Below are 23304 nucleotides of genomic sequence, written 5' to 3' on the forward strand. Positions count from 1 at the left end.
GCCGCCGACGCCGCGTGCGGTCGCGTCAGATCGCGACCAGGTGACCTTCTTGCAGGTGCAATACGCGATCCATCTGCCGGGCCAGGTTCATGTCGTGGGTCACCACCAAAAAGGCGGTGCGCATCGAGGTGCTGAGCTCCAGCATCAGGTCCTGGATGCCCTGGGCGGTATGGGAATCGAGGTTGCCGGTGGGCTCATCGAGCATCACCAGCCCCGGCTTGTTCACCAGGGCGCGGGCGATGGCCACGCGCTGGCGCTCACCACCGGACAGCTCGGCGGGCTTGTGTTCCAGACGATGGGCCAGGCCGACCCGCTCCAGCAGCGCCGTGGCCCGCTGGCGGGCTTCCGGGATCGGTGTACGACCGATCAGCAGCGGCATGCAGACGTTCTCCAGGGCGGTGAATTCCGGCAGCAGGTGGTGGAACTGATAGACGAACCCCAGGGCGCGGTTGCGCAGCTGGCCACGGGCCTTTTCCCCCAGGGCCGAGAGCTCCTCGCCGGCCAGCCAGACGCTGCCCTTGGAAGGGGTATCCAGGCCGCCCAGCAGGTTGAGCAAGGTACTTTTACCGGAACCGGAGCTGCCGACGATGGCTACCCGCTCGCCCGGATGCAGTTCCAGTTGCAGGCCGGACAGGACCACCACCGACTCCGGACCTTCCTCATAGGACTTGCCCAGGTCGCGGCAGCTCAGGATTGCTTTTTCACTCATGCCCAACTCACTCATAACGTAGCGCCTCCGCAGGCTGGGTGCGCGCCGCACGCCAGGCAGGATACAGGGTGGCGAGGAAACTCAGGACCAATGCCGCACCGCAGACCATCAACACGTCCTCGCCCATCAGTTGGGACGGCAGGTAGTCGATGAAGTACACGTCGGCATTGAGGAACTTGTGTCCGATCAGGCGCTCGAGGCCGGCGATCGCAGCGCTGACATTCAGTGCCGCGAGCATGCCCAGCACGGCGCCGATCAGGGTGCCGACCACGCCGATCACCGTACCCTGGACCATGAAGATCGCCATGATGGTCGCCGGCGTGGCACCCAGGGTACGCAGGATGGCGATGTCGCCCTTCTTGTCGTTCACCACCATCACCAGGGTGGAGATGATGTTGAAGGCGGCGACCGCGACGATCAGCAACAACAGCAGGCCGATCATGGCTTTTTCCATGCGGATGGCCTGGTACAGGTTGCCATGGGTGCGGGTCCAGTCACGGGCGTAGAAATGGTTCTCGCCCAGCTCCTGGGCGATCTGCCAGGCCGTGCGCGGTGCCTGGAACAGGTCGTCGAACTTCAACCGCAAGCCCTGGACCTGGTCTGGCTTCCAGCGGTGCAGGCGGCCCAGGTCCTGGAGGTTGGTCAGGCCCAGGTAGCCATCGATCTCGCCGGCGCCAACGTGGAAGATACCCACCACGGTGAAGCGCTTCATGCGCGGGAACATGCCTGCCGGGGTCACCGAGACCTCAGGGGCGACGAATGTCAGCTTGTCGCCCAGGCCGACGCCCAGCTTGTTGGCGGCCTTGTCACCGATGACGATGCCGAAACTGCCGGGCGCCAGGGCATCCAGCTGTCCCTGTTGCATGAAGTGGTCGATGATCGAGACCTGCCGCTCCTGGGCCGGGTCGATGGCGTTGAGCAACACCTTCTGCACCTGGCCGTTGTTGGTCAACAGGCCCTGCATCTGGGTGAAGGGCGCCACCGCCAGTACCTGGGGATTGGCCTTGACCTTGGCGGCCAGGCCCTGCCAGTCACTGATGGGCTCACCGGATTCGATGGTGGCGTGGGGCACCATGCCCAGCACGCGGGTGCGCATCTCATGGTCGAAGCCATTCATCACCGACAACACCACGATCATCACGATCACGCCGAGGGCGAGACCGATCATCGAAGTCAGGGAAATGAATGACACGAAATGGTTGCGACGCTTTGCACGGGTATAACGCGTGCCGATGAAAGCAAACAGAGGTCTGAACATGTCGGGGCTTGTTCGGAGGAAAAGAAGACGTCCTTGTGGCGAGGCCTGGTAAGCAGCTTTACACTCAGACCACCGCCTCTACCATGGGTTCGCCATGTCGACATTAGATGAAGAAGATCGCCGCGAATACTACCGTATCGAGGACACGATCGCACTGGAAATTAGCCCCTTGTCCGCCCACGATGCGGCGAGCAAGGAAGTGTTGCAGGATGAGTCCGTGCTGTTCAATCTGCTCAGCGAATTGCACCTGAGCGAATTCGAATCCCAGCACCTGCTACGCCAGGTCAGCGAGCGCGATCGCACCCTGGCCAGCTACCTCAAGGCCATGAACAAGCGCATCGACCTGCTCGGCCAGGTGGTGGCCCAGACCGTGCTGGGCAAGTTCGGCGAACCCCAGCGGGTGATCCTCTCCGAAGGCGGCATCGAGTTCAGCCATCACCAGTGCTATCCCACCGGCAGCCAGCTGGCGGTGAAGCTGCTGTTGATGCCCCAGGCCCTGGGCCTGCTGCTGCGGGCCAAGGTCACCCACTGCGAACCCCAGGGTTTCGGCACCTTCGAGATCGGCACCGAGTTCGAAGCCTTGACCGACTCCCAGCGCCAGCTGCTGGCCCGCTACATCCTGCAGAAACAGGCCCAGCAACGCCGCCAGGCCCGGGAACAGAACGACCCTGCCGCCGGCTGACCCCTGCCCGGCCCTCCCTGAAGAACAACCACACCCTTGAAGGAGCAATTGTGACCCTGATCTATGGCCATCGCGGCGCCAAGGGCGAAGCGCCGGAAAACACCCTGACCAGCTTCCAGGAATGCCTCAAGCACGGCGTACGCCGCTGCGAGCTCGACCTGCACCTGTCCATGGACGGGGAACTGATGGTGATCCACGACCCGACCCTCAAGCGCACCACCGATCGACGCGGCAAGGTGGTAGAACACAGCGCTGCCGAGCTGGTGACCTACGACGCGCGCAAGGGCGGGCCGGGCTGGGTCAGCCCCTGCCCCATTCCACGCCTGGAAGAATTGTTCGAGAAATGCGACTTCGAGCACTGGCAACTGGAGGTCAAGAGCGCCTCGCGCACCCGCGCCGCCACCACTGTGCTGGCGATTCGCGAAATGGCCCAGCGCTTCGGCCTGCTGGATAAGGTCACCGTGACCTCGAGTTCCCGCGAAGTCCTCAAGGCCGCGCTGGAGCTGACCCCGGACCTGTCCCGCGGACTGGTAGCCGAATACGCCTGGCTCGACCCGTTGAAAGTCGCCCAGAGCTATGGCTGCGAGATTCTTGCGTTGAACTGGACCCTGTGCACCCCGGAACGCCTGCAACGGGCGCAGCGCCAGGGCCTGCATGTGTCAGTGTGGACAGTCAACGAGCCAGCGCTGATGCGCAGGCTCGCCGACTTCGGCGTAGACAGCCTGATTACAGACTTTCCCGGTTTGGCCAGCGCCACCCTCGAGAATTACTGAAATCGGTCTCCCCGGCCGGCTCAGGCCACCGGCCGGAGCCGCTCAAAAAAGCCGGTTGAGGCCGTCGTACGCAGCTACCCGATAGGCTTCGGCCATGGTCGGGTAGTTGAAGGTGGTGTTGACGAAGTACTTCAGGGTATTGAGCTCGCCCGGCTGGTTCATGATCGCCTGGCCGATGTGGACGATCTCCGATGCCTGGTAGCCGAAGCAGTGCACGCCCAGCACCTCCAGGGTCTCGCGGTGGAACAGGATCTTCAGCATGCCTTGCGGCTCACCGGCGATCTGCGCCCGGGCCATGCCCTTGAAGAACGCCTTGCCCACTTCGTAGGGCACCTTGGCCTGGGTCAGTTCCTGCTCGTTCTTGCCGATCGAGCTGATCTCGGGAATGGTGTAGATCCCGGTCGGCACGTCGTTGACGAAACGCCAGCTGCCATTGTCGACGATGCTGCCGGCAGCGGAACGCCCCTGGTCGTGGGCGGCACTGGCCAGGCTCGGCCAGCCGATCACGTCGCCGGCGCCATAGATGTTCGGCACGCTGGTGCGGTAGTTCTCGTCCACCTCGATCTGGCCACGGCCATTGACCTTGATCCCGATGTTCTCCATGCCCAGCTTGTCGGTGTTGCCGGTACGGCCGTTGCACCAGAGCAAGGCGTCGGCCTTGATCTTCTTGCCGGACTTGAGGTGCAGGATCACGCCGTTATCCACACCCTCGACCCGCTCGTACTCTTCGTTATGGCGCACGGTGATGTTGTTGTTGCTGAAGTGATAGCTCAGGGCCTGGGAAATCTCCGAGTCCAGGAAGCTGAGCAACTGGCCACGGTTGTCCACCAGTTCCACCAGCACCCCAAGGCCGCTGAAGATCGAGGCGTATTCGCAACCAATCACCCCGGCGCCATAGACGATGAGCTTGCGTGGGGTATGGCCGAGGCTGAGGATGGTGTCGCTATCGTAGATCCGCGGGTGGTTGAAATCGATGTCCGCCGGGCGATAGGGACGCGAGCCGGTGGCGATGATGATGTGCTTGGCCACCAGTTTTTCCACCACGCCATTGGCGCAGACCACTTCGACCGTCTGCTCGTCGGCGAAGCTGCCGGTACCGAAGAACACGTCGACCCGATTGCGCGCGTAGTAGCCGGTACGCGAGGCCACCTGCTTGGAGATGACCTTCTCCGCGCTCTTGAGCACGTCCGGGAAGGAGAACCAGCGCGGCTCGCCGATGGCTCGGAACATCGGGTTGGTGTTGAACTGCATGATCTGCCGGACCGAGTGACGCAAGGCCTTGGACGGGATGGTACCCAGGTGCGTGCAGTTACCGCCGACCTGGCGACGGCTGTCGACCATCGCCACCTTGCGTCCTGCTTTCGCGGCGTTCATCGCCGCACCTTCTCCTGCGGGGCCTGAACCCAGCACCACTACGTCGTAGTTGTAGACAGCCATGCGTACTCCTCAGAACAGGCCGCGATGCCCGCTTGGCATCGACGGCTAAATCATGCCGCGGCCAGCGACATGAAGGATCAATTTGGCTCGGTTACGAACCCGGGCACAGTCTATAGAAGCGTCAACGCCGCGCACATTAACCCTTGGTCGCGTCGTAAGCTACTTTTGCCTGCACTACGGCGCCCACAACCCCATGCAAGGTCAGTTGGCCTGCCCGGCGAACAATTGCTCGAACGCCGGATTGCCACGTGTGACGAAACCTGTATCGGCACGCAGCACAAAAAATGCGGCGATATCGTGTTTTTCTGCATAGTCCCAACCAGCCTCGGGACCGAGGATCAGCAACAACGTCGACAAGCCATCGGCCATCAGCGCCGAGCGGTGGACCACCGTTACCGCCGCCAGCTTGTGGGTAATGGGCCGGCCGAGCCGGGCATCGAAGGTGTGGGAATAACGCTGGCCATCCTGCTCGAAGTAATGACGGTAGTCGCCGGAGGTGGAAACGCCATAACCGTCCACCGCGATCACTCGCTCGGCCACTTGCCGATCATCCCGGGGCTCCTCCAGGGCGACGCGCCAGGGTGCGCCTCCAGGCTTGCGCCCGGCCGCCTTGAGCTCGCCCGTGGCCTCGGCGAGATAGCTGGAGATACCCAGCTCCCCGAGCCGCGCCGCGATGCGATCCACAGCGTAGCCAGCAGCGATACTGTTGAAATCCACCTCCACCGCCGCGTCCTTGCACAGTTGGGCGCCCTCGATGCGCAGCAACCCATGCCCCACACGCTGGCGCACCTGGGCCAGCGCTGCCACGTCCGGCACCTTCTCGACGCGCCCTTGCGGGCCGAATCCCCAGAGATCCAGCAGCGGCTCCACCGTCAGGTCGAAGGCACCGTCACTGTCCCGGGACAGTTGCTCGCCAAGCCGGACCAGTTGCAGTACCGGCCCGGGCATGGGCTGGCAACTGTGGGCGGGCAAGCCATTGAACCTTTCGATATCCGAATCGCTGCGATAGGTGGACATCTGCCGGTCCACCTCGGCCAGGATCGCCTCGACTTCGGCCTTGACCGCCGGGGCCGCAGGTCCGCCCTCCGGCTTGACGTACTGCACCGACCAGGTACTGCCCATGGTCGGACCGGAGACAGTTTCCAGCCGCTCCCCGGCGCCACACCCGGCCAGCGACGCCATCACCGCGCACCACATCCACCACCTGCAAGCTGCCAAGTCCACCTCTTCCGATCCGCGCCCTACCGGGCCTGCCCGCCAAACAACGGGCCATTATGCGACAGACGCCAGGCTCCCGGCGCGCCCAGGCCGAGAGCAAAGCCACGAACCAGAGGCTCGGGCCACGACCGAGAGTTTTAGTTGCCTGGCGCCGTCCACACACATATTGTTACAAAACTGTTCAGTGTGCAGCCTCGCGCCCCCACCTTTGCAGTGAGGACGACCAATGACCAGGGATTGCTAACAAGACAGCCAAAGTGAGTGCAAAACATGTCCACGACCACGGGCAAAGGCAAGGCGATCTTTCGCGTTGTCAGCGGCAACTTTCTCGAGATGTTCGACTTCATGGTCTATGGCTTCTACGCCACGGCGATCGCCAAGACCTTCTTCCCCGCCGACAGCGCCTTCGCGTCGCTGATGCTGTCCCTGGCGACCTTCGGTGCAGGCTTCCTGATGCGCCCCCTGGGGGCGATCTTCCTTGGCGCCTACATCGACCGTCATGGCCGCCGCCAAGGCCTGATCATCACCCTGGCGCTGATGGCCGCCGGCACCGTATTGATCGCCTGCGTCCCCGGCTACGCCACCCTCGGGGTGGCCGCACCGCTGCTGGTCCTGCTCGGCCGCCTGCTGCAGGGCTTCTCCGCCGGCGTGGAGCTGGGTGGCGTGTCGGTATACCTGGCCGAGATCTCCACTCCCGGCCGCAAGGGCTTCTTCGTCAGCTGGCAATCGGCGAGCCAACAGGCCGCGGTGATGTTCGCCGGCTTGCTGGGCGTAGGCCTGAACCACTGGCTGAGCCCGGAGCAGATGGGCGACTGGGGCTGGCGCGTACCGTTCCTGGTGGGCTGCATGATCGTGCCGGCCATCTTCATGATTCGTCGTTCCCTGGAGGAAACCCCGGAATTCCAGGCACGCAAGCATCGTCCGACCCTGCAGGAAATCGTGCGCTCCATCGGCCAGAACTTCGGCATCGTCATCGCCGGCATGGCCCTGGTGGTGATGACCACCGTGTCCTTCTACCTGATCACCGCCTACACCCCGACCTTCGGCAAAGCCGAATTGCACCTGTCCGACTTGGACTCGCTGCTGGTGACCGTGTGCATCGGCGCGTCCAACTTCTTCTGGTTGCCGGTCATGGGTTCGCTGTCGGACAAGATCGGGCGCAAGCCACTGCTGCTGGGTGCCACCATCCTGGCGATTCTCACCGCTTATCCGGCGTTGTCCTGGCTGGTGGCCAACCCCAGCTTCAGCCACCTGTTGATCGTCGAGCTATGGCTGTCCTTCCTCTATGGCTCGTACAACGGTGCCATGGTGGTGGCCTTGACCGAAATCATGCCCGCCGAAGTCCGTACCACCGGTTTCTCCCTGGCCTATAGCCTGGCCACCGCGACCTTTGGCGGCTTCACTCCAGCAGCCTGCACCTACCTGATCCACGTGCTGGACAACAAGGCCGCTCCCGGGATCTGGCTCAGCGGCGCCGCCGTGCTGGGGCTGATCGCCACCCTGGTGCTGTTCCACGGCAACCGCCATGCCCTGCGGACCGCGCAGGCGGCCGTGACTGGCGGCGCTCAGTAAACCCATCGCGGCAATCGCCACAAACAAAAACGCCCCGACAAGTCGGGGCGTTTTCACATCGATAGACGCTTAGCGTGGGAACGCTGGCGGGTTGACCCCAGCCATGTCTTCCATCACGCGCACTACCTGGCAGCTGTAACCGAATTCGTTGTCGTACCAGACGTACAGGACAACGCGGTTATCGTTGCAGATAGTGGCTTCAGCATCGACCACACCGGCGTGGCGCGAACCGACGAAGTCGGTGGACACCACTTCCTGGGAATTGACGAAGTCGATCTGCTTGTGCAGATCCGAGTGCATGGCGGTCTGGCGCAGGTACTCGTTGATCTCGTCGCGGGTGGTGGCCTTTTCCAGGTTCAGGTTGAGGATGGCCATCGACACGTTCGGCGTCGGCACACGGATCGCGTTGCCGGTCAGCTTGCCCTTGAGCACAGGCAGCGCCTTGGCGGCAGCGGTGGCGGCACCGGTCTCGGTGATCACCATGTTCAATGGCGCGGCGCGGCCACGACGGCTGCCCTTGTGGAAGTTGTCGATCAGGTTCTGGTCGTTGGTGAACGAGTGAACGGTTTCGACGTGGCCATTGACGATGCCGTACTGGTCGTTCACGGCCTTGAGCACCGGCACGATGGCGTTGGTGGTGCAAGAAGCAGCGGAAACGATCTTGTCGTCAGGGGTGATTTCACCGTGGTTGATGCCGTGCACGATGTTCTTCAGCGCGCCCTTGCCAGGTGCGGTCAGGACCACGCGGGCAGCGCCCGGGCAGGCCAGGTGCTGGCCCAGGCCATCGGCATCGCGCCATACACCGGTGTTGTCGACGATCAGCGCATCGTGGATGCCGTACTGGGTGTAGTCGACTTCGCTCGGGCTCTTGGCGTAGATCACCTGGATCAGGTTGCCGTTGGCGGTGATGGTGTTGTTTGCTTCATCGATGGTGATGGTGCCGTTGAACGAACCATGCACCGAGTCGCGACGCAGCAGGCTGGCGCGCTTGGTCAGGTCGTTCTCGGCACCCTTGCGCACCACGATGGCGCGCAGGCGCAGGCCGTCGCCGCCACCGGTCTTCTCGATCAGGATACGCGCCAGCAGGCGACCGATACGGCCGAAGCCGTACAGCACTACGTCAGTGCCCTTGCGCGCCGAGGCGTTTTGTTGGCCCACGACATCGGCCAGCTCTTCGCGAACGAACTGTTCGGCGGTGCGGCCATTGCCCTGGGTTTTGAATTTGACAGCCAACTTGCCCAGATCAACCGAGGCTGCGCCGAGCTTGAGCTCGCTCATGGCCTTCAGGAGAGGGAACGTTTCGTGGACGGACAATTCGCTGTCGTCGGACTGACGATGGCGAGCAAAGCGGTGAGCTTTGAGAATCGCGATGACAGACTGGTTGATCAGGCTGCGGCCATAGATCGAGCTCACCACATTGTTGTTGCGGTAGAGCTGACCGATAAGCGGAATCATCGCTTCTGCGAGTGCTTCACGGTCGATCCATTCACCAAGACACTGGTCGGGCTTCTGAGTCACGGGAACCTTCCACATGTAGGGGCAGAAAAAAGGGGCTACATTATGCCGCCCAGAGCCTCCTCTAGCAATGCGCGCCTGTCGTGCGGAACGTAACAAAAGCCCTTGCAAAAAAATTGACACCGCGCTGCAGCCCAGTAAACACGCGGCTTCCAGCGACGCCAATTTTTACCCGCGCCAGGCCTTCTGTCCGTAACCCTCCGTAACACCGCCCGAAATCGGCACTACATCTTGCCGTCAAAAGCCGATTATTTTGTCATTGCCACTACATTTTCCCTAACTGGCCCAATCGACACATCAGCCACTGACAGTGGCGACCCCGGCCCGTTACAATTACCGACTTTGTCGCAACGCCTGGAGCTTGACCGTCCGTGCCTGTCCTGCGTCTACCGCTACTCCCCGCCGCCACCGGGAAACAGCACTGGGGCAATCTGCCCGGTGCCGCCCTGAGCCTGGCCATCGCCGAAGCCGCCAGCGCCGCCAAGCGCTTCACCCTCCTGCTGACCGCCGACAGCCAAAGCGCTGACCGGCTGGAACAGGAGCTGAGCTTCTTCGCCCCGGATCTGCCGGTCCTGCATTTCCCTGACTGGGAAACCTTGCCCTACGACCTGTTCTCGCCGCACCAGGACATCATTTCCCAGCGCATCGCCAGCCTCTATCGGCTGCCGGAACTGGAGCACGGCGTGCTGGTGGTGCCGATCACCACCGCCCTGCACCGCCTGGCGCCAACCCAGTTCCTGCTGGGCAGCAGCCTGGTGCTGGACGTGGGCCAGAAGCTCGACGTGGAGCTGATGCGCACCCGCCTGGAAGCCAGCGGCTATCGCTATGTCGACACGGTTTACGAGCACGGGGAGTTCACCGTGCGTGGCGCGCTGATCGACCTGTTCCCCATGGGCAGCAAGCTGCCCTACCGCATCGACTTGTTCGATGACGAGATCGAGACCCTGCGCACCTTCGACCCGGAAAACCAGCGTTCCATCGACAAGGTCGACTCGGTGCGCCTGCTGCCGGCCAAGGAATTCCCCCTGCAGAAAGAAGCCGTGACCCGCTTCAAGGCACGCTTTCGCGAACGCTTCGACGTGGACTTCCGCCGCTGCCCGATCTTCCAGGACCTGACCAGCGGGATCACCCCCGCCGGCATCGAGTACTACCTGCCGCTGTTCTTCGAAGAAACCTCGACCCTGTTCGACTACCTGCCCCAGGACACCCAGGTGTTCTCCCTGCCGGGCATCGAGCAAGCCGCGGAAAACTTCTGGAACGACGTGCGCAACCGCTACGAAGAACGCCGGATCGACCCTTCGCGGCCCTTGCTGCCGCCGGCCGAGCTGTTCCTGCCGGTGGAAGACTGCTTCGCCCGGCTGAAGAACTGGCCACGAGTGGTGGCCAGCCAGCAAGACATCGAGACCGGCGTCGGCCGCGAGCGCTTCCCGGCGCGCGAGCTGCCAGATCTTGCCATCGAGGCCAAGGTCAACCAGCCGCTGGCGGCCCTTTCCAGGTTCCTCGACGAATTCCCCGGGCGGATACTCTTCACCGCCGAATCCGCCGGGCGCCGGGAGGTGTTGCTGGAGCTGCTGGAGCGCCTCAAGCTGCGCCCCAGGACCGTCGACAACTGGCCGGACTTCGTCGCCAGCAAGGAGCGCCTGGCGATCACCATCGCCCCCCTGGATGAAGGCCTGGCCCTGGACGAACCGGCTTTGGCGCTGGTCGCCGAAAGCCCGCTGTTCGGCCAACGCGTGATGCAGCGCCGGCGCCGGGAGAAACGCGCCGACGCCAGCAACGACGCGGTCATCAAGAACCTCACCGAGCTGCGTGAAGGCGCGCCGGTGGTGCACATCGACCATGGCGTGGGCCGCTACCTGGGCCTGGCGACCCTGGAGATCGACAACCAGGCCGCCGAATTCCTCACCCTGGAGTACGCCGAGGGCGCCAAGCTCTACGTGCCGGTGGCCAATCTGCACCTGATCGCCCGCTACACCGGCAGCGACGATGCCCTCGCCCCCCTGCACCGCCTGGGCTCCGAGGCTTGGCAAAAGGCCAAGCGCAAGGCCGCCGAACAGGTGCGCGACGTGGCCGCCGAGCTGCTGGATATCTATGCCCGGCGGGCGGCCCGCGAAGGTTATGCCTTCGCCGACCCCAAGGCCGACTACGCCACCTTCAGTGCCGGCTTCCCCTTCGAGGAGACTCCGGACCAGCAGAGCACCATCGAAGCGGTGCGCGAGGACATGCTCTCGCCCAAGCCGATGGACCGCCTGGTCTGCGGCGACGTAGGCTTCGGCAAGACCGAAGTGGCCATGCGCGCCGCGTTCATCGCCGTGCATGGCGGCAAGCAGGTGGCGATCCTGGTCCCCACCACCCTGCTCGCCCAGCAGCACTACAACAGCTTCCGCGATCGCTTCGCCGACTGGCCGGTGACCGTCGAGGTCATGAGCCGCTTCAAGTCGGCCAAGGAAGTCAGCGCCGCCGTGGCGGACCTGGCCGAGGGCAAGATCGACATCGTCATCGGCACTCACAAGCTCTTGCAGGACGATGTGAAGATCAAGAACCTGGGCCTGGTGATCATCGACGAGGAACACCGCTTCGGCGTGCGCCAGAAGGAGCAGCTCAAGGCCCTGCGCAGCGAAGTGGACATCCTGACCCTGACCGCCACCCCGATCCCGCGGACGCTGAACATGGCGGTCTCGGGCATGCGCGACCTGTCGATCATCGCCACGCCACCGGCCCGGCGCCTGTCGGTGCGAACCTTCGTCATGGAGCAGAACAAGAGCACGGTCAAGGAGGCCCTGCTGCGTGAACTGCTGCGTGGCGGCCAGGTGTACTACCTGCACAACGATGTGAAGAGCATCGAGAAATGCGCCGCCGACCTCGCCGAACTGGTGCCCGAAGCGCGGATCGGCATCGGCCACGGGCAGATGCGCGAGAGCGAGCTGGAACAGGTGATGAGCGACTTCTATCACAAGCGCTTCAACGTGCTGATCGCCTCGACCATCATCGAGACCGGCATCGACGTGCCCAGCGCCAACACCATCATCATCGAGCGCGCCGACAAGTTCGGCCTGGCCCAGCTGCACCAATTGCGCGGTCGCGTCGGTCGCAGCCACCACCAGGCCTACGCCTACCTGCTGACCCCGCCACGCCAGCAGATCACCACGGATGCAGAAAAGCGCCTGGAAGCCATCGCCAATACCCAGGACCTGGGCGCCGGTTTCGTGCTGGCCACCAACGACCTGGAAATCCGCGGTGCCGGCGAGCTGCTGGGCGATGGCCAGAGCGGCCAGATCCAGGCCGTCGGCTTCACCCTGTACATGGAGATGCTGGAGCGGGCGGTGAAGGCCATTCGCAAGGGCGAGCAGCCGAACCTCGACCAGCCCCTGGGCGGCGGCCCGGAAATCAACCTGCGCTTGCCGGCGCTGATTCCCGAGGATTACTTGCCGGACGTCCATGCCCGGCTGATTCTCTACAAGCGCATCGCCTCGGCCACCGACGAAGACGGCCTGAAGGACATGCAGGTGGAGATGATCGACCGCTTCGGCCTGCTGCCCGAGCCGACCAAGAACCTGATCCGCCTGACCCAGCTCAAGCTCCAGGCCGAGCAACTGGGGATCAAGAAGATCGACGGTGGCCCCCAGGGCGGGCGCATCGAGTTCGCCGCGGACACGCCGGTGGACCCGTTGGCGCTGATCAAGCTGATCCAGGGCCAGCCCAAGCGCTACAAGTTCGAAGGCGCGACCCTGTTCAAGTTCATGGTGCCGATGGAACGCCCGGAAGAGCGCTTTAATACATTGGAGGCCCTGCTTGAGAGCCTCACCCCGAAAACAGCTTGAAGGACGCCCCATGCGCCTGTTCCGCTCCTTGCCCCTGCTCCTGGCCCTGGTCGTCGCGCCAATGGCCCTGGCCGATGACCTGTACCAGGTGGAAATGATCCTGGTCCGCCAGAATGCCGAACCCCAGATCATCAGCCGCGCCGCGCCGGAGGACTGGGCCGCCGGCGCCCAGCGCCTGGGGCCGGACAGCCAGCGCACCCCGGCCCTGGGCGGGATCGTCGAGAAGCTCGGCGCCAGCGGCAACTACAGCGTGCTGCTGCACCGAGCCTGGCAACAAAACCTGGGAGAAACCCCGGTCAAGGTCGCCATCAGCGACGGGCCCGAGCAGTTCGGCCAGTTCCCCATCGAGGGCACCCTGGGCCTGACCCTCGGGCGCTTCACCGACGTGAATGCCGACTTCTGGGTCAACCAGATCGACAGCAACGGCCTGGTGACCCGCAGTGAGCGCCTGAAGCAGCAGAGCCATACCAAGAATGGCCAGCTCAACTACCTGGATAACGGCCACCTGGCGCTGCTGATCAAGATCACCTCGCTGACCGCACCGGCACCGCGCCCTGCCCCAACTGAAATTCCGGACTGATCGAAGTCCCTATGACCCCGCCCCTGACCAAACCCCTGGCCCCGTCCTGGGTCAACCGCTTCAAGGAACAAGCCTTGGAGCGCGGCCGACGTTATGCCCTGGAAAAACGCGTGCGTATCGTCAGCGCCGGAGACAGCGCTATCACTGCCAGCTGCGAAGGCTCCGGCGGCAATGTCTACCGCCAGACCATCACCCTGCGCGAGTCGAGCAAGGGCAACCTGCTGCTGATCGACAGCCACTGCACGTGCCCGGTACACAGCAACTGCAAGCACATCGCCGCCGTCCTCCTGCAAGTGGAGGAAACCCTGGCCTACCCAGCGGCGGCCAAGGACGCCGAGCTCCTGGAGAAACTCTCCGCCGTGCTCGACAGCCGCCGTCCACCGGCTCCACCCCAGCAACTGCTGGACGACGTGCGACCGGTGCCCCGGCTATGGCTGGCGAGCATCGAGTTCAGTGCCTTCGAGCCGCGTAACGGCAAGATGCAGCGCTACATCCAGCACCGCGCCGCGCTGTCCTTCAACTACCTGGGCGAATATGCCAGCGGCCAGAAGCACGCCGACCTGATCATCCACCAGGAACAGCAGACCCTGCGCATCAAGCGCCAACCGGAGCTGGAACAGGCCTGCCGCGAGCAGTTGCGCGCCCTGGGCTTCAAGATCGCTACCCGGCAAAGCAAGGCGCTTGCGGAAAGCGCCGGTGAGCTGTACGAGATGGTCAACGACAGCGCCTGGCTGACCTTCACCCTCAACGAGTTGCCCAAGCTGCGCGAACAACAGTGGGAGCTGCAGATCGACGAGGGCTTCGGCTTCGACCTGACGGCGGTGGACGACTGGTACGCCAGCGTCGATGAAGCCCCGGGGCGGGACTGGTTCGACCTGGAACTGGGGATCATCGTCAATGGCGAACGCCTGAGCCTGCTGCCGATCCTGCTCAACCTGATGCGCTCGCACACCGAGATCCTCAACCCGGAGCGCCTGGCCAAGCGCCGCGACGACGAGCTGATCCTGGTGAACATCCCCAACCGCCCCAACTCCCCGCACGGCCCGCTGCAGGTGGCGCTGCCCTATGGCCGCTTGAAACCGGTACTGGCGACCCTGGGCGAGTTCTACTTGCAGGAAAACAGCGATCTGGCCCTGCGCCTGAGCAACGCCGACGCCATCCGCCTCAACCCGCTGGAGGAACTGCCGCTGCTTTGGGAGGGTGGCGAGCACATTCGCAGCTTCGCCCAGCGCTTGCGGGACATCCGCGACTATTCAGCACCAGTCCCCGAGGGGCTCAACGCGACCCTGCGCCCCTATCAACTCGAAGGCCTGAGCTGGATGCAGTCGCTGCGCCAACTGGAAGTGGGCGGCATCCTGGCCGACGACATGGGCCTGGGCAAGACCTTGCAGACCCTGGCTCACATCCTCAGCGAGAAAAACGCCGGGCGCCTGGACCGCCCGTGCATGGTGGTGATGCCTACCAGCCTGATCCCCAACTGGCTGGACGAGGCCGCGCATTTCACGCCGCAGCTCAAGGTCCTGGCGCTGTACGGCGCCGGGCGCAAGAAGCATTTCCCGCAGTTGGCCGACTACGACCTGTTGCTGACCACCTACGCCCTGCTCCCCAAGGACATCGAGCAATTGGCCGCGCAGCCGCTGCACGTGCTGATCCTGGATGAAGCCCAGTACATCAAGAACCCATCGAGCAAGGCCGCCCAGGCCACCCGCCAGCTCAATGCCCGGCAGCGCCTGTGCCTGTCCGGCACGCCTTTGGAGAACCACCTGGGCGAGCTCTGGTCACTGTTCCACTTCCTGCTGCCTGGCTGGCTGGGGGACGCCAAAAGCTTCAATCGCGACTACCGCGTGCCTATCGAGAAGCAAGCCAGCGAGGCGCGCCTGCAGCACCTCAACGGCCGGATCAAGCCGTTCCTCTTGCGCCGCACCAAGGAACAAGTGGCCACCGAACTGCCGCCCAAGACCGAGATCATCCACTGGGTCGAGCTCAACGAAGCGCAACGCGACGTCTACGAAACCATGCGCCTGGCCATGGACAAGAAGGTTCGCGACGAGATCACCCGCAAGGGCGTGGCGCGCAGCCAGATCATCATCCTCGAGGCGCTGCTCAAGCTGCGCCAGGTGTGCTGCGACCTGCGCCTGGTCAATGACTCGCCGCCAGCCCGCGGCAGTTCGTCCGGCAAGCTCGACAGCCTGATGACCATGCTCGAGGAACTGTTCGATGAGGGCCGTCGCATCCTGCTGTTCTCGCAGTTCACCTCGATGCTGGGCCTGATCGAGATCGAGCTCAAGCGACGCAACATCACCTACGGCCTGCTCACCGGCCAGACCCGGGACCGGCGCACCCCAGTGCGGGATTTCCAGAGCGGCAAGCTGCAGATCTTCCTCATCAGCCTCAAGGCCGGCGGGGTCGGCCTGAACCTGACCGAGGCCGACACGGTGATCCACTACGACCCCTGGTGGAACCCGGCCACCGAAACCCAGGCTACCGATCGGGCCTATCGCATCGGCCAGGAAAAACCGGTGTTCGTCTACAAGCTGATCGCCCGGGGTACCGTAGAAGAGAAGATCCAGCACCTGCAGCAGGAAAAATCCGGATTGGCGGCAGGCGTACTGGATGGACGCCAGGCTGGCGACTGGAAACTGCAGGGCGAGGACATCGAGGCATTGTTCGCCCCGTTGCCGGATAACAAGACAGGCCGCTGAAGCGGCCTGTCGAGGGGTCGAGGTCAGTCGATCAACTGCGCCTCGCGCAGCGCGGCCAGTGCGATCAACCAACGAGGGTCCTGCTTGTACTCCAGGTCGGCGAAGGCCTGGCCACGCATCCGCGCGATCCGTGGCGACGGGCTGACCTTGAGGCGCTGGGCAGCGCTCAGGGCCAGCTCGGCGGCAGCACGGTCGTTGCACACCAGGCCCATGTCGCATCCGGCGCTCAGGGCCGCCTCGATCCGGTTCGCGGCGTCGCCCACCACATGGGCTCCAGCCATGGACAGGTCATCACTGAAGATCACCCCGTCGAATTGCAACTCGCCACGCAGGATGTCCTGCAGCCAGCGCCGCGAGAAGCCGGCCGGCTGGCCGTCGACCTGCGGATAGATCACATGGGCCGGCATCACCGCCGCCAACTGCTTGCTCAGGCGGGCGAATGGCAGCAAGTCCTTGGCACGGATCTCTTCCAGGCTGCGCTCGTCATTGGGGATTGCCACGTGGGAGTCCGCCTCGGCCCAGCCATGGCCGGGGAAGTGCTTGCCGGTGGCCGCCATGCCGGCGCTGTTCATGCCCCGGATGAAGGCTCCGGCCAGCAGCGCGGTGCGCTCAGGATCGCCTTCGAAGGCCCGGGTGCCCACCACAGCGCTACGCTGGTAATCGAGATCCAGCACCGGCGCGAAACTCAGATCCAGGCCAACCGCCAGGACTTCGGTGGCCATGACCCAGCCGCACTGCTCGGCCAGGTACTCGGCATTCGGGTTGTCGGCCAGGGCACGCATCGTCGGCAGGCGGACGAAGCCCTGGCGCAAGCGCTGCACCCGGCCACCTTCCTGGTCCACCGCCAGCAGGAGGTCGGGACGGATCGCCCGGATCGCCGCGCACAGCTCGCGCACCTGGCGTGGATGCTCGATATTGCGGGCAAAGATGATCAACCCACCCACCTCAGGCTGACGCAGGAGGTGGCGATCTTCGGCCGTCAGCCAGGTACCGGCGACGTCCACCATCAAGGAGCCTTGCAGGCCAGCGGTCATAGAGTTTCCTTAAACACGAATGCGCACACCATCGACGCCGGCAGCCGCGAAACACGGGCGCCCATGGCGATCGATGTCGCGAAGGGGAAGGTACGGAAGTGGAAAACGAGAATCGGCATGGGCGGCTAGCTTAGCGGATGTAAGCTGCCGCGCCCAGCCGGAGGGTCAGGCCTTGGCGGCTGCCGGGGCCGGCTTGCTGCGCGGCCTGAGCTGGGCACTGGCCATGGCTTCGTCGGTGACGCCGGTCTCGGCACGCATGCCGGCAGCCAGGAACGGCACCATCAGGCGCATCACTTGCTCGATGGAAGTGTTGACCCCGAAGTCGGTCTCGGCGATGGCCCGCAGGGCCTTGATCCCGGACATGCTGAACGCCGCCGCGCCCAGCATGAAGTGCACTCGCCAGAACAGCTCGATGGGTGGAATACGTGGCGCCGCTTCATTGACCAACAACATGTAGCGGCGGAACACCTTGCCGTACATGTCTTCCAGGTAACGCCGCAGGTGACCCTGGCTCTGGCTGAAGGCCAAGCCCAGCAAGCGCATGAAGATCGACAGGTCGTTGCCACTGCGCGGCTGTACCACCAGGGCCTGTTCCACCAGGATTTCCAGCAGCTCTTCCAGGCTCGGCTTGCTGTCGGGCTTGGACTGGCGCCGCTCCAGCTCACGATCGAGGCTGATGCAGAACGGCCCGAGGAAGCGCGAGAACACCGCCTGGATCAGGGCCTTCTTGGAACCGAAATGGTAATTCACCGCCGCCAGGTTGACCCCGGCCTTGCTGGTGATCAGGCGCAACGAGGTTTCGGCAAAACCTTTTTCCGCGAACAACTGCTCGGCAGCATCGAGAATGCGTTCAACGGTTTCCGACTGGGCCATGGCTACTCCGCCTGACAAACACTTGTTTGAAACATACGTTTCAGGCTCTGCAATGTCAAGCCTGCCTGCCCTTGCGAAGGCCTTCCGGCGCGCTATTTAATCATACCTGCCGGCCCCTGTAGCCTGCCCGGGCCGGCAGATTCCGACACCAGGACGACAACCGTCGGGCCGGGCATGGCAAAAGGAGGATTGCCAAGCCATGCCCACTGTATATAATCCCAGCAACTGTATAAAAAGACAGAGCGATCGACATGCTAAAACTGACGCCACGCCAAGCTGAGATTCTGGCTTTTATCAAACGTTGCCTCGAAGACAACGGCTACCCGCCGACCCGCGCCGAAATCGCGCAGGAACTGGGCTTCAAATCCCCCAATGCCGCCGAGGAACACCTCAAGGCCCTGGCACGCAAGGGCGCCATCGAGATGACCCCGGGCGCCTCCCGCGGCATCCGTATCCCGGGCTTCGAAGCCAAGAGCGACGACACCCTGCCGATCATCGGCCGGGTCGCCGCTGGTGCCCCGATCCTCGCCCAGCAGCACATCGAAGAGTCCTGCAACATCAACCCGACTTTCTTCCATCCGCGCGCCGACTACCTGCTACGGGTCAACGGCATGAGCATGAAGGACATCGGCATCTTCGACGGCGACCTGCTGGCCGTGCACACCACCCGCGAAGCCCGCAACGGCCAGGTGGTCGTGGCACGCATCGGCGACGAAGTCACGGTCAAGCGCTTCAAGCGCGAAGGCAGCAAGGTCTGGCTGATCGCCGAGAACCCCGAATTCGCCCCCATCGAAGTCAACCTGAAAGATCAGGAACTGGTGATCGAAGGCTTGAGTGTCGGCGTCATTCGCCGCTGAAGGAGGCTCCATGCAGTTCCCCCATGTCCCCCAGCAAGCACAGCTTCCGCTATTCGAAGCATTCCTGGCCCAACCCCTGGCGCCGGCTCTCAAGGAAGCAGCCGAATCGCCCTGGAACAACGCACCAGAAGCTTTCAGCGAACTGTCATTACGTGGCGCCGCCGGGAACTGCCTGAACCTGTTGGCCCCCATTCTCAGGGAACTGAGCCAGGAACAGGATGCCCGCTGGCTCACCCTGATCGCCCCGCCATCCAGCGTGACCCAGGCCTGGCTGCGGGATGCCGGCCTGAATCGCGAACGCATCCTGCTACTGCACCCCCGGGGCAACCAGAGCTCGCAACAATTGGCATGCGAAGCCCTGCGCCTGGGCCGTAGCCATACAGTGGTCAGTTGGCTTAATCCACTGAGCAGCAGCGCCAGGCAACAACTGGTCAGCGCTGCACGCACCGGCGAGGCGCAAAGCCTGAATATCCGCCTGGGGTAAACAACGGAAAATAGCTGGGAACACGCTTGAATGATTCAAGGCTTCTCCAGGACGGAGAAGCCCAAACAACGCGACGAGTGGCCTGAAGAAACCGATGGACGGGCCTTAATGAAGAACCCGCGGCCCCTCTTCCTTCTCGATTTCGCCCTCGACCAAGCGACCGGCCATTTGTACGCCGACGCTCAGCATGGCCTTGGCCACTTCCACATGCTGGCCTTGCAGAAAGGCCTTGGCATCCTCGGAGAAATCCAAAGTCACCAGAGAACCCTCGTCTTCAGCCCTGCGCAGCTCGATACGGCCGTCTGGCAACTCGACAATTTCTAGAAAGGACGTTGGCATATAGATCTGTTCTCCACGAAAGGCGAGGGATTATACCAGTCATCGCCCGAACCTCGCGCGGGAATCGCTTGCGTCCGGCTGGTCGCCCCCCCTCGAAGAACTCGGTACCAGCCAGTAGCGCAAGAACCTCTGGGCCCCTTCAAAAATTTGGCTTGTACTCAAAACCCGACGCGGCCTGACTGTCCGAGAATGGCGTGATCAGAGACTTGTTCAAACTCAAGCAATTGATCAGCGAACCGGGAAATAACTGAATGCTGTTGTTGAAATGCTCGACGTTCAGGTTGAACAGGGTAATGGCGGCACCAATATTGCTCTCTTGCTCGGCAACCTCACGCATCAGATTACTCAATAGCTCTACTGACTTGAGATCGGGATAAGCCTCGAAGGCGAGATTCAAGCCCCCCGACAAGGCTTTAGCGCTCTGACTCACCGACTTCAATGCGTCGCCATCGGCTGCCGATGGCAAACCGGCAATAGCAGTACGCAATTCCACTATCCGCTCCAGCAACTGGCTTTCGTATGCCTGGAAACCAGCCACTTGCGGCTCCAGCATATCCAGGACCTTGATCCGCTGCCGCTCGTATACCAATACATCCGACCAAGCTCGCTGCGCCTTGTTGTGAGCACCGACTATCTTGTTGTAATGCGTATAGGCAATAACACCCAAGACAATCGCAACGACCAATAGCAACTCCATAAACCTACTGCTCCATTTCTTCAGTGACTTTCAACGGGCGATCAAAATTATCGTCTTGCAACTCCGCCAATTCATGCACCAAGGCCAGTACCGGGAGCAGGTTCGGCAACGCCAATCCCCGCTCGATGTTGTCATAGAAGCCTTGCAGGTCCTCGAACGTGCCCGGGTCGTCATAAGCCATGACCTCGGCATCATCGAAACTCAGGCACAAACGCCCTCGACTGGAAAACTCCAGGTTCACATTCTTCAATCGCCGATGAAGCCCCAGAAGAAAAACCAGCGTGGCGGGTTTCGCGAATTTCGCGCAGACCAACTCACTCTCACCATTGAGTATGAAAGCGCGGTTGAAGTCAGCGAAAGTCGTCTCGAAAGCCCCTCGCCTGGCTTTCTTCTGATCTAGCGCGTTACTGAGCACCACAACGTCTTTGATCCAAGGAAAATCGATTACCAGGCTGTATCGATCGAAGCTCTCGTAAACCCTTTCACTTTCGTTATTGGGCTGGTTCTTGATATGCGAATTCACATAGCGAAGGTGGTGGAAAACAAACGACAACTGATGGCGTGGCCCCTGATAGAGCCCCTTGGCCGAGGCCTCTATACGACGGCTGTCATTACCACGGTCATAATCAGCGAACTCTTCACTCAACTGGTTGAAACGCTCATCCGCAGAACCACCCGGGTCCTGCAGGCCATTGCTGAGTAACGAACACTTGCGGGCTATTTTCTTCGGTAGCTCATCAACGGCCGCCTTCCGGCTCATCCAGATGTACAGGCTGGCGAAGCCCAGGCATGCCGTGGCAAACCACATCAGCAGCACGCCTGCCAGGGCGGGAATCGCCGCCATGATGGCCAGCAGCAACAACACCCAGGACTGGGCATGATCGAAACGCAGCCCTCCCTTGAAGGACTTGAGCCTGTCGATAATCACCAATAAATCCGCGTTGGATCGAGCCCGCGCAACTGCCGAATCGCAATCGCCCAGCAAGCGCACCAACTCGGCATCGTGCTTTAGCAACTGCATCATTCCTCCCTGACCAGATCACCAGGACTCTTATGCCGGATATCGTCCTGCAAGGACTGATCGACCGAACCATCTTGCAGCAGCGCCAACTGGTGCACCCATTCCAGTACCGGAAACAGCCCAGGCAGTTCAACCCCCTCCTCGATCCGCTGGCGAAACACGGCAAGATCGCTCAAAGCCCCGAGATCGGCATGGGCCATGATCTCGTCGCCAAAGCTCAGGCAGAGCCGCCCCTGACTGGAAAACTCCAGGTTGACCTGATCCAGGCGACGCGCGAGCTCTAGCAAAAAAGCCAGGGTCGCGCCCGTGGCGAATCGCTCGCAACCGGCCTGATCATTGCCTCGCAGTACGAAGGTCTCATCGAAAGCGCTGCAACCGGTCTTGAACGGCTGCAACGTCTGTGGGGCCGGCAAAGGGCTGGAACGAACCGCGATGTCCATCACCCAAGGGAACTCCACTACCAGGCTATAGCGATTGAAGGTATCGAAGACCTTCCTGTAGCTGCCACCCGGCCCCCGCTGGTTGCTGGAGGTAACGTACTGCAGGTGGTGGTATTCGAACGCCAACCGGTGACAGCCCCCCTGATAGACGCCCTGGACCGAGTCGACGATGTGACGTCGCTCATTGCCTCGCTGATATTCGATGAATTCACTATTGAGCTTCTTCAGGCGCCAGTCGGCGGTACTGTCGAATTCGCTCAATTCATTGCAGAACAGTGCACATTTGCGAGCAATGCTGGCGGCCAGGTCCGTCGACGCCCCAGAAAGCCCTTTACCGATGTAGTAGCTGGAAAAGACCAGGGCCAGACCCAGCCAGAACATCCCGCCCATGCCATCCATCAACCACATCGTGGCGAAGGCGGCAAAGGCCAGCACCAGAAGGATTATCGACTGCACATGATCGAACTCCAGCCCGCCGGGAAACACCTCGAGCCTGTCGAGCACCTCCAGCAAATCCGCGTTGGAGCGGGCACGGGCGACCCGCACCTGAGAGTCATTCAGCAGGCGAACCAATGCCTGGTCACGCAAGAAGAACAGCATGAATCTTCCTTGATCAAATAGTCGTACGGCGGATCAGCCGGCGTCCGGGCTCAACACTCGTTCAAGCCGTCCCGAAAACGAATAGCCAAGGCCTTGAGATTCTGCCGCCAGCTTTCCAGCTCCTCACGCCCCAGCTCTGGCGGCGCCTCTTCATCCAGGCTGACCGCCACGATCAACGGCTGGGTGACATCGCCCTTGGGCTTGTGGGGCGCCCTTGGCGGCTGGAGCAAAGCCCCATAGGCGGCCAGCAACTGCGCCAGCCAGCTTTGCGGGCTCTGCGCCAGCTCGACCAACTCCGCCAGCTCGGGAATAGCGATGTTTTCCAGCACCTCACGGTTGAGGATCTGCTCCACGCGGGAAGCACCTGCCTGGGGCAATCGGTAGAACCCGGCAATCTCGTGGCACAACCCGAGCAGCGCCCCGTACAGGTGAAACAACACCGATTCGCGACCAGCCTGGACCAGGGCCTGGGCATTCATCGCCCGCCCCTCTTGCGCCCGCGCCAAAGCCTCCAGGGCCAAACCGGCGAAATAGATTTTCTGATTGGTACGGGTATAGAGCTCATGGGCCATGTAGGCAGCCTCCACCATAAGAACAGAGCCGGATGCGGGTATCACAGTTTCAGGGATCGCTCCCGCCGGCCGCAAGCCAAAAGAAAGGCCGCATGTTCCAAGGGAACATGCGGCCTTGTC

Annotated in this window: 20 protein-coding genes; 8 read left to right on the plus strand and 12 right to left on the minus strand. The window is 62.7% G+C overall.

Annotated features, from left to right (window positions below):
* Positions 1 to 25: 25 nt before the first annotated feature.
* Together lolD and CAG11_RS16410 are read right to left on the minus strand one after the other, a co-directional pair.
* On the minus strand, positions 26 to 709 hold the full coding sequence (gene lolD / locus CAG11_RS16405; protein WP_022643364.1) for a lipoprotein-releasing ABC transporter ATP-binding protein LolD: 684 nt from the start codon (positions 707 to 709) through the stop codon (positions 26 to 28).
* A 7-nt stretch (positions 710 to 716) separates the two neighbouring features.
* Positions 717 to 1967: a lipoprotein-releasing ABC transporter permease subunit gene (locus CAG11_RS16410; RefSeq protein ID WP_085597091.1), complete on the minus strand. Its 1251-nt coding sequence runs from the start codon at positions 1965 to 1967 to the stop codon at positions 717 to 719.
* 94 nt (positions 1968 to 2061) lie between these two features.
* Here CAG11_RS16410 and CAG11_RS16415 point away from each other — a divergent pair, with 94 nt between their 5' ends.
* A complete protein-coding gene (locus CAG11_RS16415; protein WP_031321328.1) occupies positions 2062 to 2649 on the plus strand; it encodes a PilZ domain-containing protein in 588 nt (195 codons plus the stop codon).
* A 50-nt stretch (positions 2650 to 2699) separates the two neighbouring features.
* Positions 2700 to 3422, plus strand: a complete 723-nt coding sequence (locus CAG11_RS16420) for a glycerophosphodiester phosphodiesterase family protein (protein ID WP_022643361.1) — start codon at positions 2700 to 2702, stop codon at positions 3420 to 3422.
* A gap of 42 nt (positions 3423 to 3464) precedes the next feature.
* Here CAG11_RS16420 and sthA read toward each other — a convergent pair whose 3' ends face one another.
* Both sthA and CAG11_RS16430 read right to left on the minus strand, forming a co-directional pair.
* The gene (gene sthA / locus CAG11_RS16425) at positions 3465 to 4859 is read right to left on the minus strand and encodes a Si-specific NAD(P)(+) transhydrogenase (RefSeq protein WP_031321327.1); all 1395 of its coding nucleotides are present in this window, start codon (positions 4857 to 4859) and stop codon (positions 3465 to 3467) included.
* 201 nt (positions 4860 to 5060) lie between these two features.
* Entirely contained in the window at positions 5061 to 6056 is a 996-nt protein-coding gene (locus CAG11_RS16430; protein WP_085597092.1) for an FAD:protein FMN transferase, read from the minus strand.
* A 291-nt stretch (positions 6057 to 6347) separates the two neighbouring features.
* Here CAG11_RS16430 and CAG11_RS16435 point away from each other — a divergent pair, with 291 nt between their 5' ends.
* The gene (locus tag CAG11_RS16435) at positions 6348 to 7649 is read left to right on the plus strand and encodes an MFS transporter (RefSeq protein ID WP_085597093.1); all 1302 of its coding nucleotides are present in this window, start codon (positions 6348 to 6350) and stop codon (positions 7647 to 7649) included.
* Between the two features lie 69 nt (positions 7650 to 7718).
* On the opposite strand, the gene CAG11_RS16440 is transcribed toward CAG11_RS16435, so the two are convergent.
* Positions 7719 to 9182 (minus strand): glyceraldehyde-3-phosphate dehydrogenase, encoded by a 1464-nt coding sequence (locus CAG11_RS16440; protein ID WP_085597094.1) that lies wholly within the window; start codon positions 9180 to 9182, stop codon positions 7719 to 7721.
* A gap of 353 nt (positions 9183 to 9535) precedes the next feature.
* On the opposite strand from CAG11_RS16440, the gene mfd reads away from it, so the two are divergent.
* From mfd to CAG11_RS16455, 3 genes are read left to right on the plus strand one after another with little or no spacing between them, the layout of a single operon-like run.
* Complete coding sequence (gene mfd, locus CAG11_RS16445; RefSeq protein ID WP_085597095.1) at positions 9536 to 12985, plus strand: transcription-repair coupling factor; 3450 nt, start codon at positions 9536 to 9538, stop codon at positions 12983 to 12985.
* Between the two features lie 10 nt (positions 12986 to 12995).
* Positions 12996 to 13565, plus strand: a complete 570-nt coding sequence (locus CAG11_RS16450; protein ID WP_022643356.1) for a CsiV family protein — start codon at positions 12996 to 12998, stop codon at positions 13563 to 13565.
* 11 nt (positions 13566 to 13576) lie between these two features.
* Positions 13577 to 16267, plus strand: a complete 2691-nt coding sequence (locus CAG11_RS16455; protein WP_085597096.1) for a DEAD/DEAH box helicase — start codon at positions 13577 to 13579, stop codon at positions 16265 to 16267.
* Positions 16268 to 16290: 23 nt separating this feature from the next.
* On the opposite strand, the gene nagZ is transcribed toward CAG11_RS16455, so the two are convergent.
* Both nagZ and CAG11_RS16465 read right to left on the minus strand, forming a co-directional pair.
* Positions 16291 to 17289, minus strand: a complete 999-nt coding sequence (gene nagZ / locus CAG11_RS16460; protein WP_177409093.1) for a beta-N-acetylhexosaminidase — start codon at positions 17287 to 17289, stop codon at positions 16291 to 16293.
* A gap of 177 nt (positions 17290 to 17466) precedes the next feature.
* Positions 17467 to 18174 carry a TetR/AcrR family transcriptional regulator gene (locus CAG11_RS16465; protein ID WP_022643354.1) on the minus strand — a complete coding sequence of 236 codons (708 nt, stop codon included), beginning with the start codon at positions 18172 to 18174 and terminating at the stop codon, positions 17467 to 17469.
* A 251-nt stretch (positions 18175 to 18425) separates the two neighbouring features.
* Between CAG11_RS16465 and lexA the strand changes: the two genes are divergently transcribed.
* Positions 18426 to 19031, plus strand: coding sequence for a transcriptional repressor LexA (gene lexA, locus CAG11_RS16470; protein WP_085597098.1), 606 nt, complete (start codon positions 18426 to 18428; stop codon positions 19029 to 19031).
* A gap of 10 nt (positions 19032 to 19041) precedes the next feature.
* Positions 19042 to 19515 carry an SOS-induced cell division inhibitor SulA gene (sulA, locus tag CAG11_RS16475; protein ID WP_085597099.1) on the plus strand — a complete coding sequence of 158 codons (474 nt, stop codon included), beginning with the start codon at positions 19042 to 19044 and terminating at the stop codon, positions 19513 to 19515.
* A 105-nt stretch (positions 19516 to 19620) separates the two neighbouring features.
* Here sulA and CAG11_RS16480 read toward each other — a convergent pair whose 3' ends face one another.
* The 5 genes from CAG11_RS16480 to CAG11_RS16500 all read right to left on the minus strand — a co-directional run bounded on the left by CAG11_RS16480 (position 19621) and on the right by CAG11_RS16500 (position 23184).
* A complete protein-coding gene (locus CAG11_RS16480; RefSeq protein ID WP_083457029.1) occupies positions 19621 to 19854 on the minus strand; it encodes a hypothetical protein in 234 nt (77 codons plus the stop codon).
* A 139-nt stretch (positions 19855 to 19993) separates the two neighbouring features.
* Positions 19994 to 20551, minus strand: coding sequence for a LemA family protein (locus CAG11_RS16485; RefSeq protein ID WP_085597100.1), 558 nt, complete (start codon positions 20549 to 20551; stop codon positions 19994 to 19996).
* Positions 20552 to 20555: 4 nt separating this feature from the next.
* Positions 20556 to 21572, minus strand: a complete 1017-nt coding sequence (locus CAG11_RS16490; RefSeq protein WP_085597101.1) for a hypothetical protein — start codon at positions 21570 to 21572, stop codon at positions 20556 to 20558.
* Positions 21572 to 22612, minus strand: a complete 1041-nt coding sequence (locus tag CAG11_RS16495; RefSeq protein ID WP_085597102.1) for a hypothetical protein — start codon at positions 22610 to 22612, stop codon at positions 21572 to 21574. Before CAG11_RS16495 ends, CAG11_RS16490 begins: the two co-directional genes overlap by 1 nt.
* 50 nt (positions 22613 to 22662) lie before the next feature.
* Positions 22663 to 23184: a DUF6586 family protein gene (locus CAG11_RS16500; protein WP_053138660.1), complete on the minus strand. Its 522-nt coding sequence runs from the start codon at positions 23182 to 23184 to the stop codon at positions 22663 to 22665.
* Positions 23185 to 23304 lie beyond the last annotated feature (120 nt).

Source organism: Pseudomonas sp. B6(2017), from assembly GCF_002112765.1.
Lineage (GTDB): Bacteria > Pseudomonadota > Gammaproteobacteria > Pseudomonadales > Pseudomonadaceae > Aquipseudomonas > Aquipseudomonas piscis.

What these genes read in the sequence shown, in the direction of transcription:
- CAG11_RS16495 (WP_085597102.1), bottom strand. Translation starts at nt 22,612, where the DNA reads ATGCTGTTCTTCTTGCGTGACCAGGCATTGGTTCGCCTGCTGAATGAC.
- CAG11_RS16415 (WP_031321328.1), top strand. Translation starts at nt 2,062, where the DNA reads ATGTCGACATTAGATGAAGAAGATCGCCGCGAATACTACCGTATCGAG.
- sulA (WP_085597099.1), top strand. Translation starts at nt 19,042, where the DNA reads ATGCAGTTCCCCCATGTCCCCCAGCAAGCACAGCTTCCGCTATTCGAA.
- lexA (WP_085597098.1), top strand. Translation starts at nt 18,426, where the DNA reads ATGCTAAAACTGACGCCACGCCAAGCTGAGATTCTGGCTTTTATCAAA.
- CAG11_RS16440 (WP_085597094.1), bottom strand. Translation starts at nt 9,182, where the DNA reads ATGTGGAAGGTTCCCGTGACTCAGAAGCCCGACCAGTGTCTTGGTGAA.
- CAG11_RS16465 (WP_022643354.1), bottom strand. Translation starts at nt 18,174, where the DNA reads ATGGCCCAGTCGGAAACCGTTGAACGCATTCTCGATGCTGCCGAGCAG.
- CAG11_RS16485 (WP_085597100.1), bottom strand. Translation starts at nt 20,551, where the DNA reads ATGGAGTTGCTATTGGTCGTTGCGATTGTCTTGGGTGTTATTGCCTAT.
- CAG11_RS16430 (WP_085597092.1), bottom strand. Translation starts at nt 6,056, where the DNA reads ATGTGGTGCGCGGTGATGGCGTCGCTGGCCGGGTGTGGCGCCGGGGAG.
- CAG11_RS16455 (WP_085597096.1), top strand. Translation starts at nt 13,577, where the DNA reads ATGACCCCGCCCCTGACCAAACCCCTGGCCCCGTCCTGGGTCAACCGC.
- CAG11_RS16490 (WP_085597101.1), bottom strand. Translation starts at nt 21,572, where the DNA reads ATGCAGTTGCTAAAGCACGATGCCGAGTTGGTGCGCTTGCTGGGCGAT.
- CAG11_RS16435 (WP_085597093.1), top strand. Translation starts at nt 6,348, where the DNA reads ATGTCCACGACCACGGGCAAAGGCAAGGCGATCTTTCGCGTTGTCAGC.
- sthA (WP_031321327.1), bottom strand. Translation starts at nt 4,859, where the DNA reads ATGGCTGTCTACAACTACGACGTAGTGGTGCTGGGTTCAGGCCCCGCA.
- CAG11_RS16480 (WP_083457029.1), bottom strand. Translation starts at nt 19,854, where the DNA reads ATGCCAACGTCCTTTCTAGAAATTGTCGAGTTGCCAGACGGCCGTATC.
- CAG11_RS16410 (WP_085597091.1), bottom strand. Translation starts at nt 1,967, where the DNA reads ATGTTCAGACCTCTGTTTGCTTTCATCGGCACGCGTTATACCCGTGCA.
- CAG11_RS16450 (WP_022643356.1), top strand. Translation starts at nt 12,996, where the DNA reads ATGCGCCTGTTCCGCTCCTTGCCCCTGCTCCTGGCCCTGGTCGTCGCG.
- lolD (WP_022643364.1), bottom strand. Translation starts at nt 709, where the DNA reads ATGAGTGAAAAAGCAATCCTGAGCTGCCGCGACCTGGGCAAGTCCTAT.
- CAG11_RS16500 (WP_053138660.1), bottom strand. Translation starts at nt 23,184, where the DNA reads ATGGCCCATGAGCTCTATACCCGTACCAATCAGAAAATCTATTTCGCC.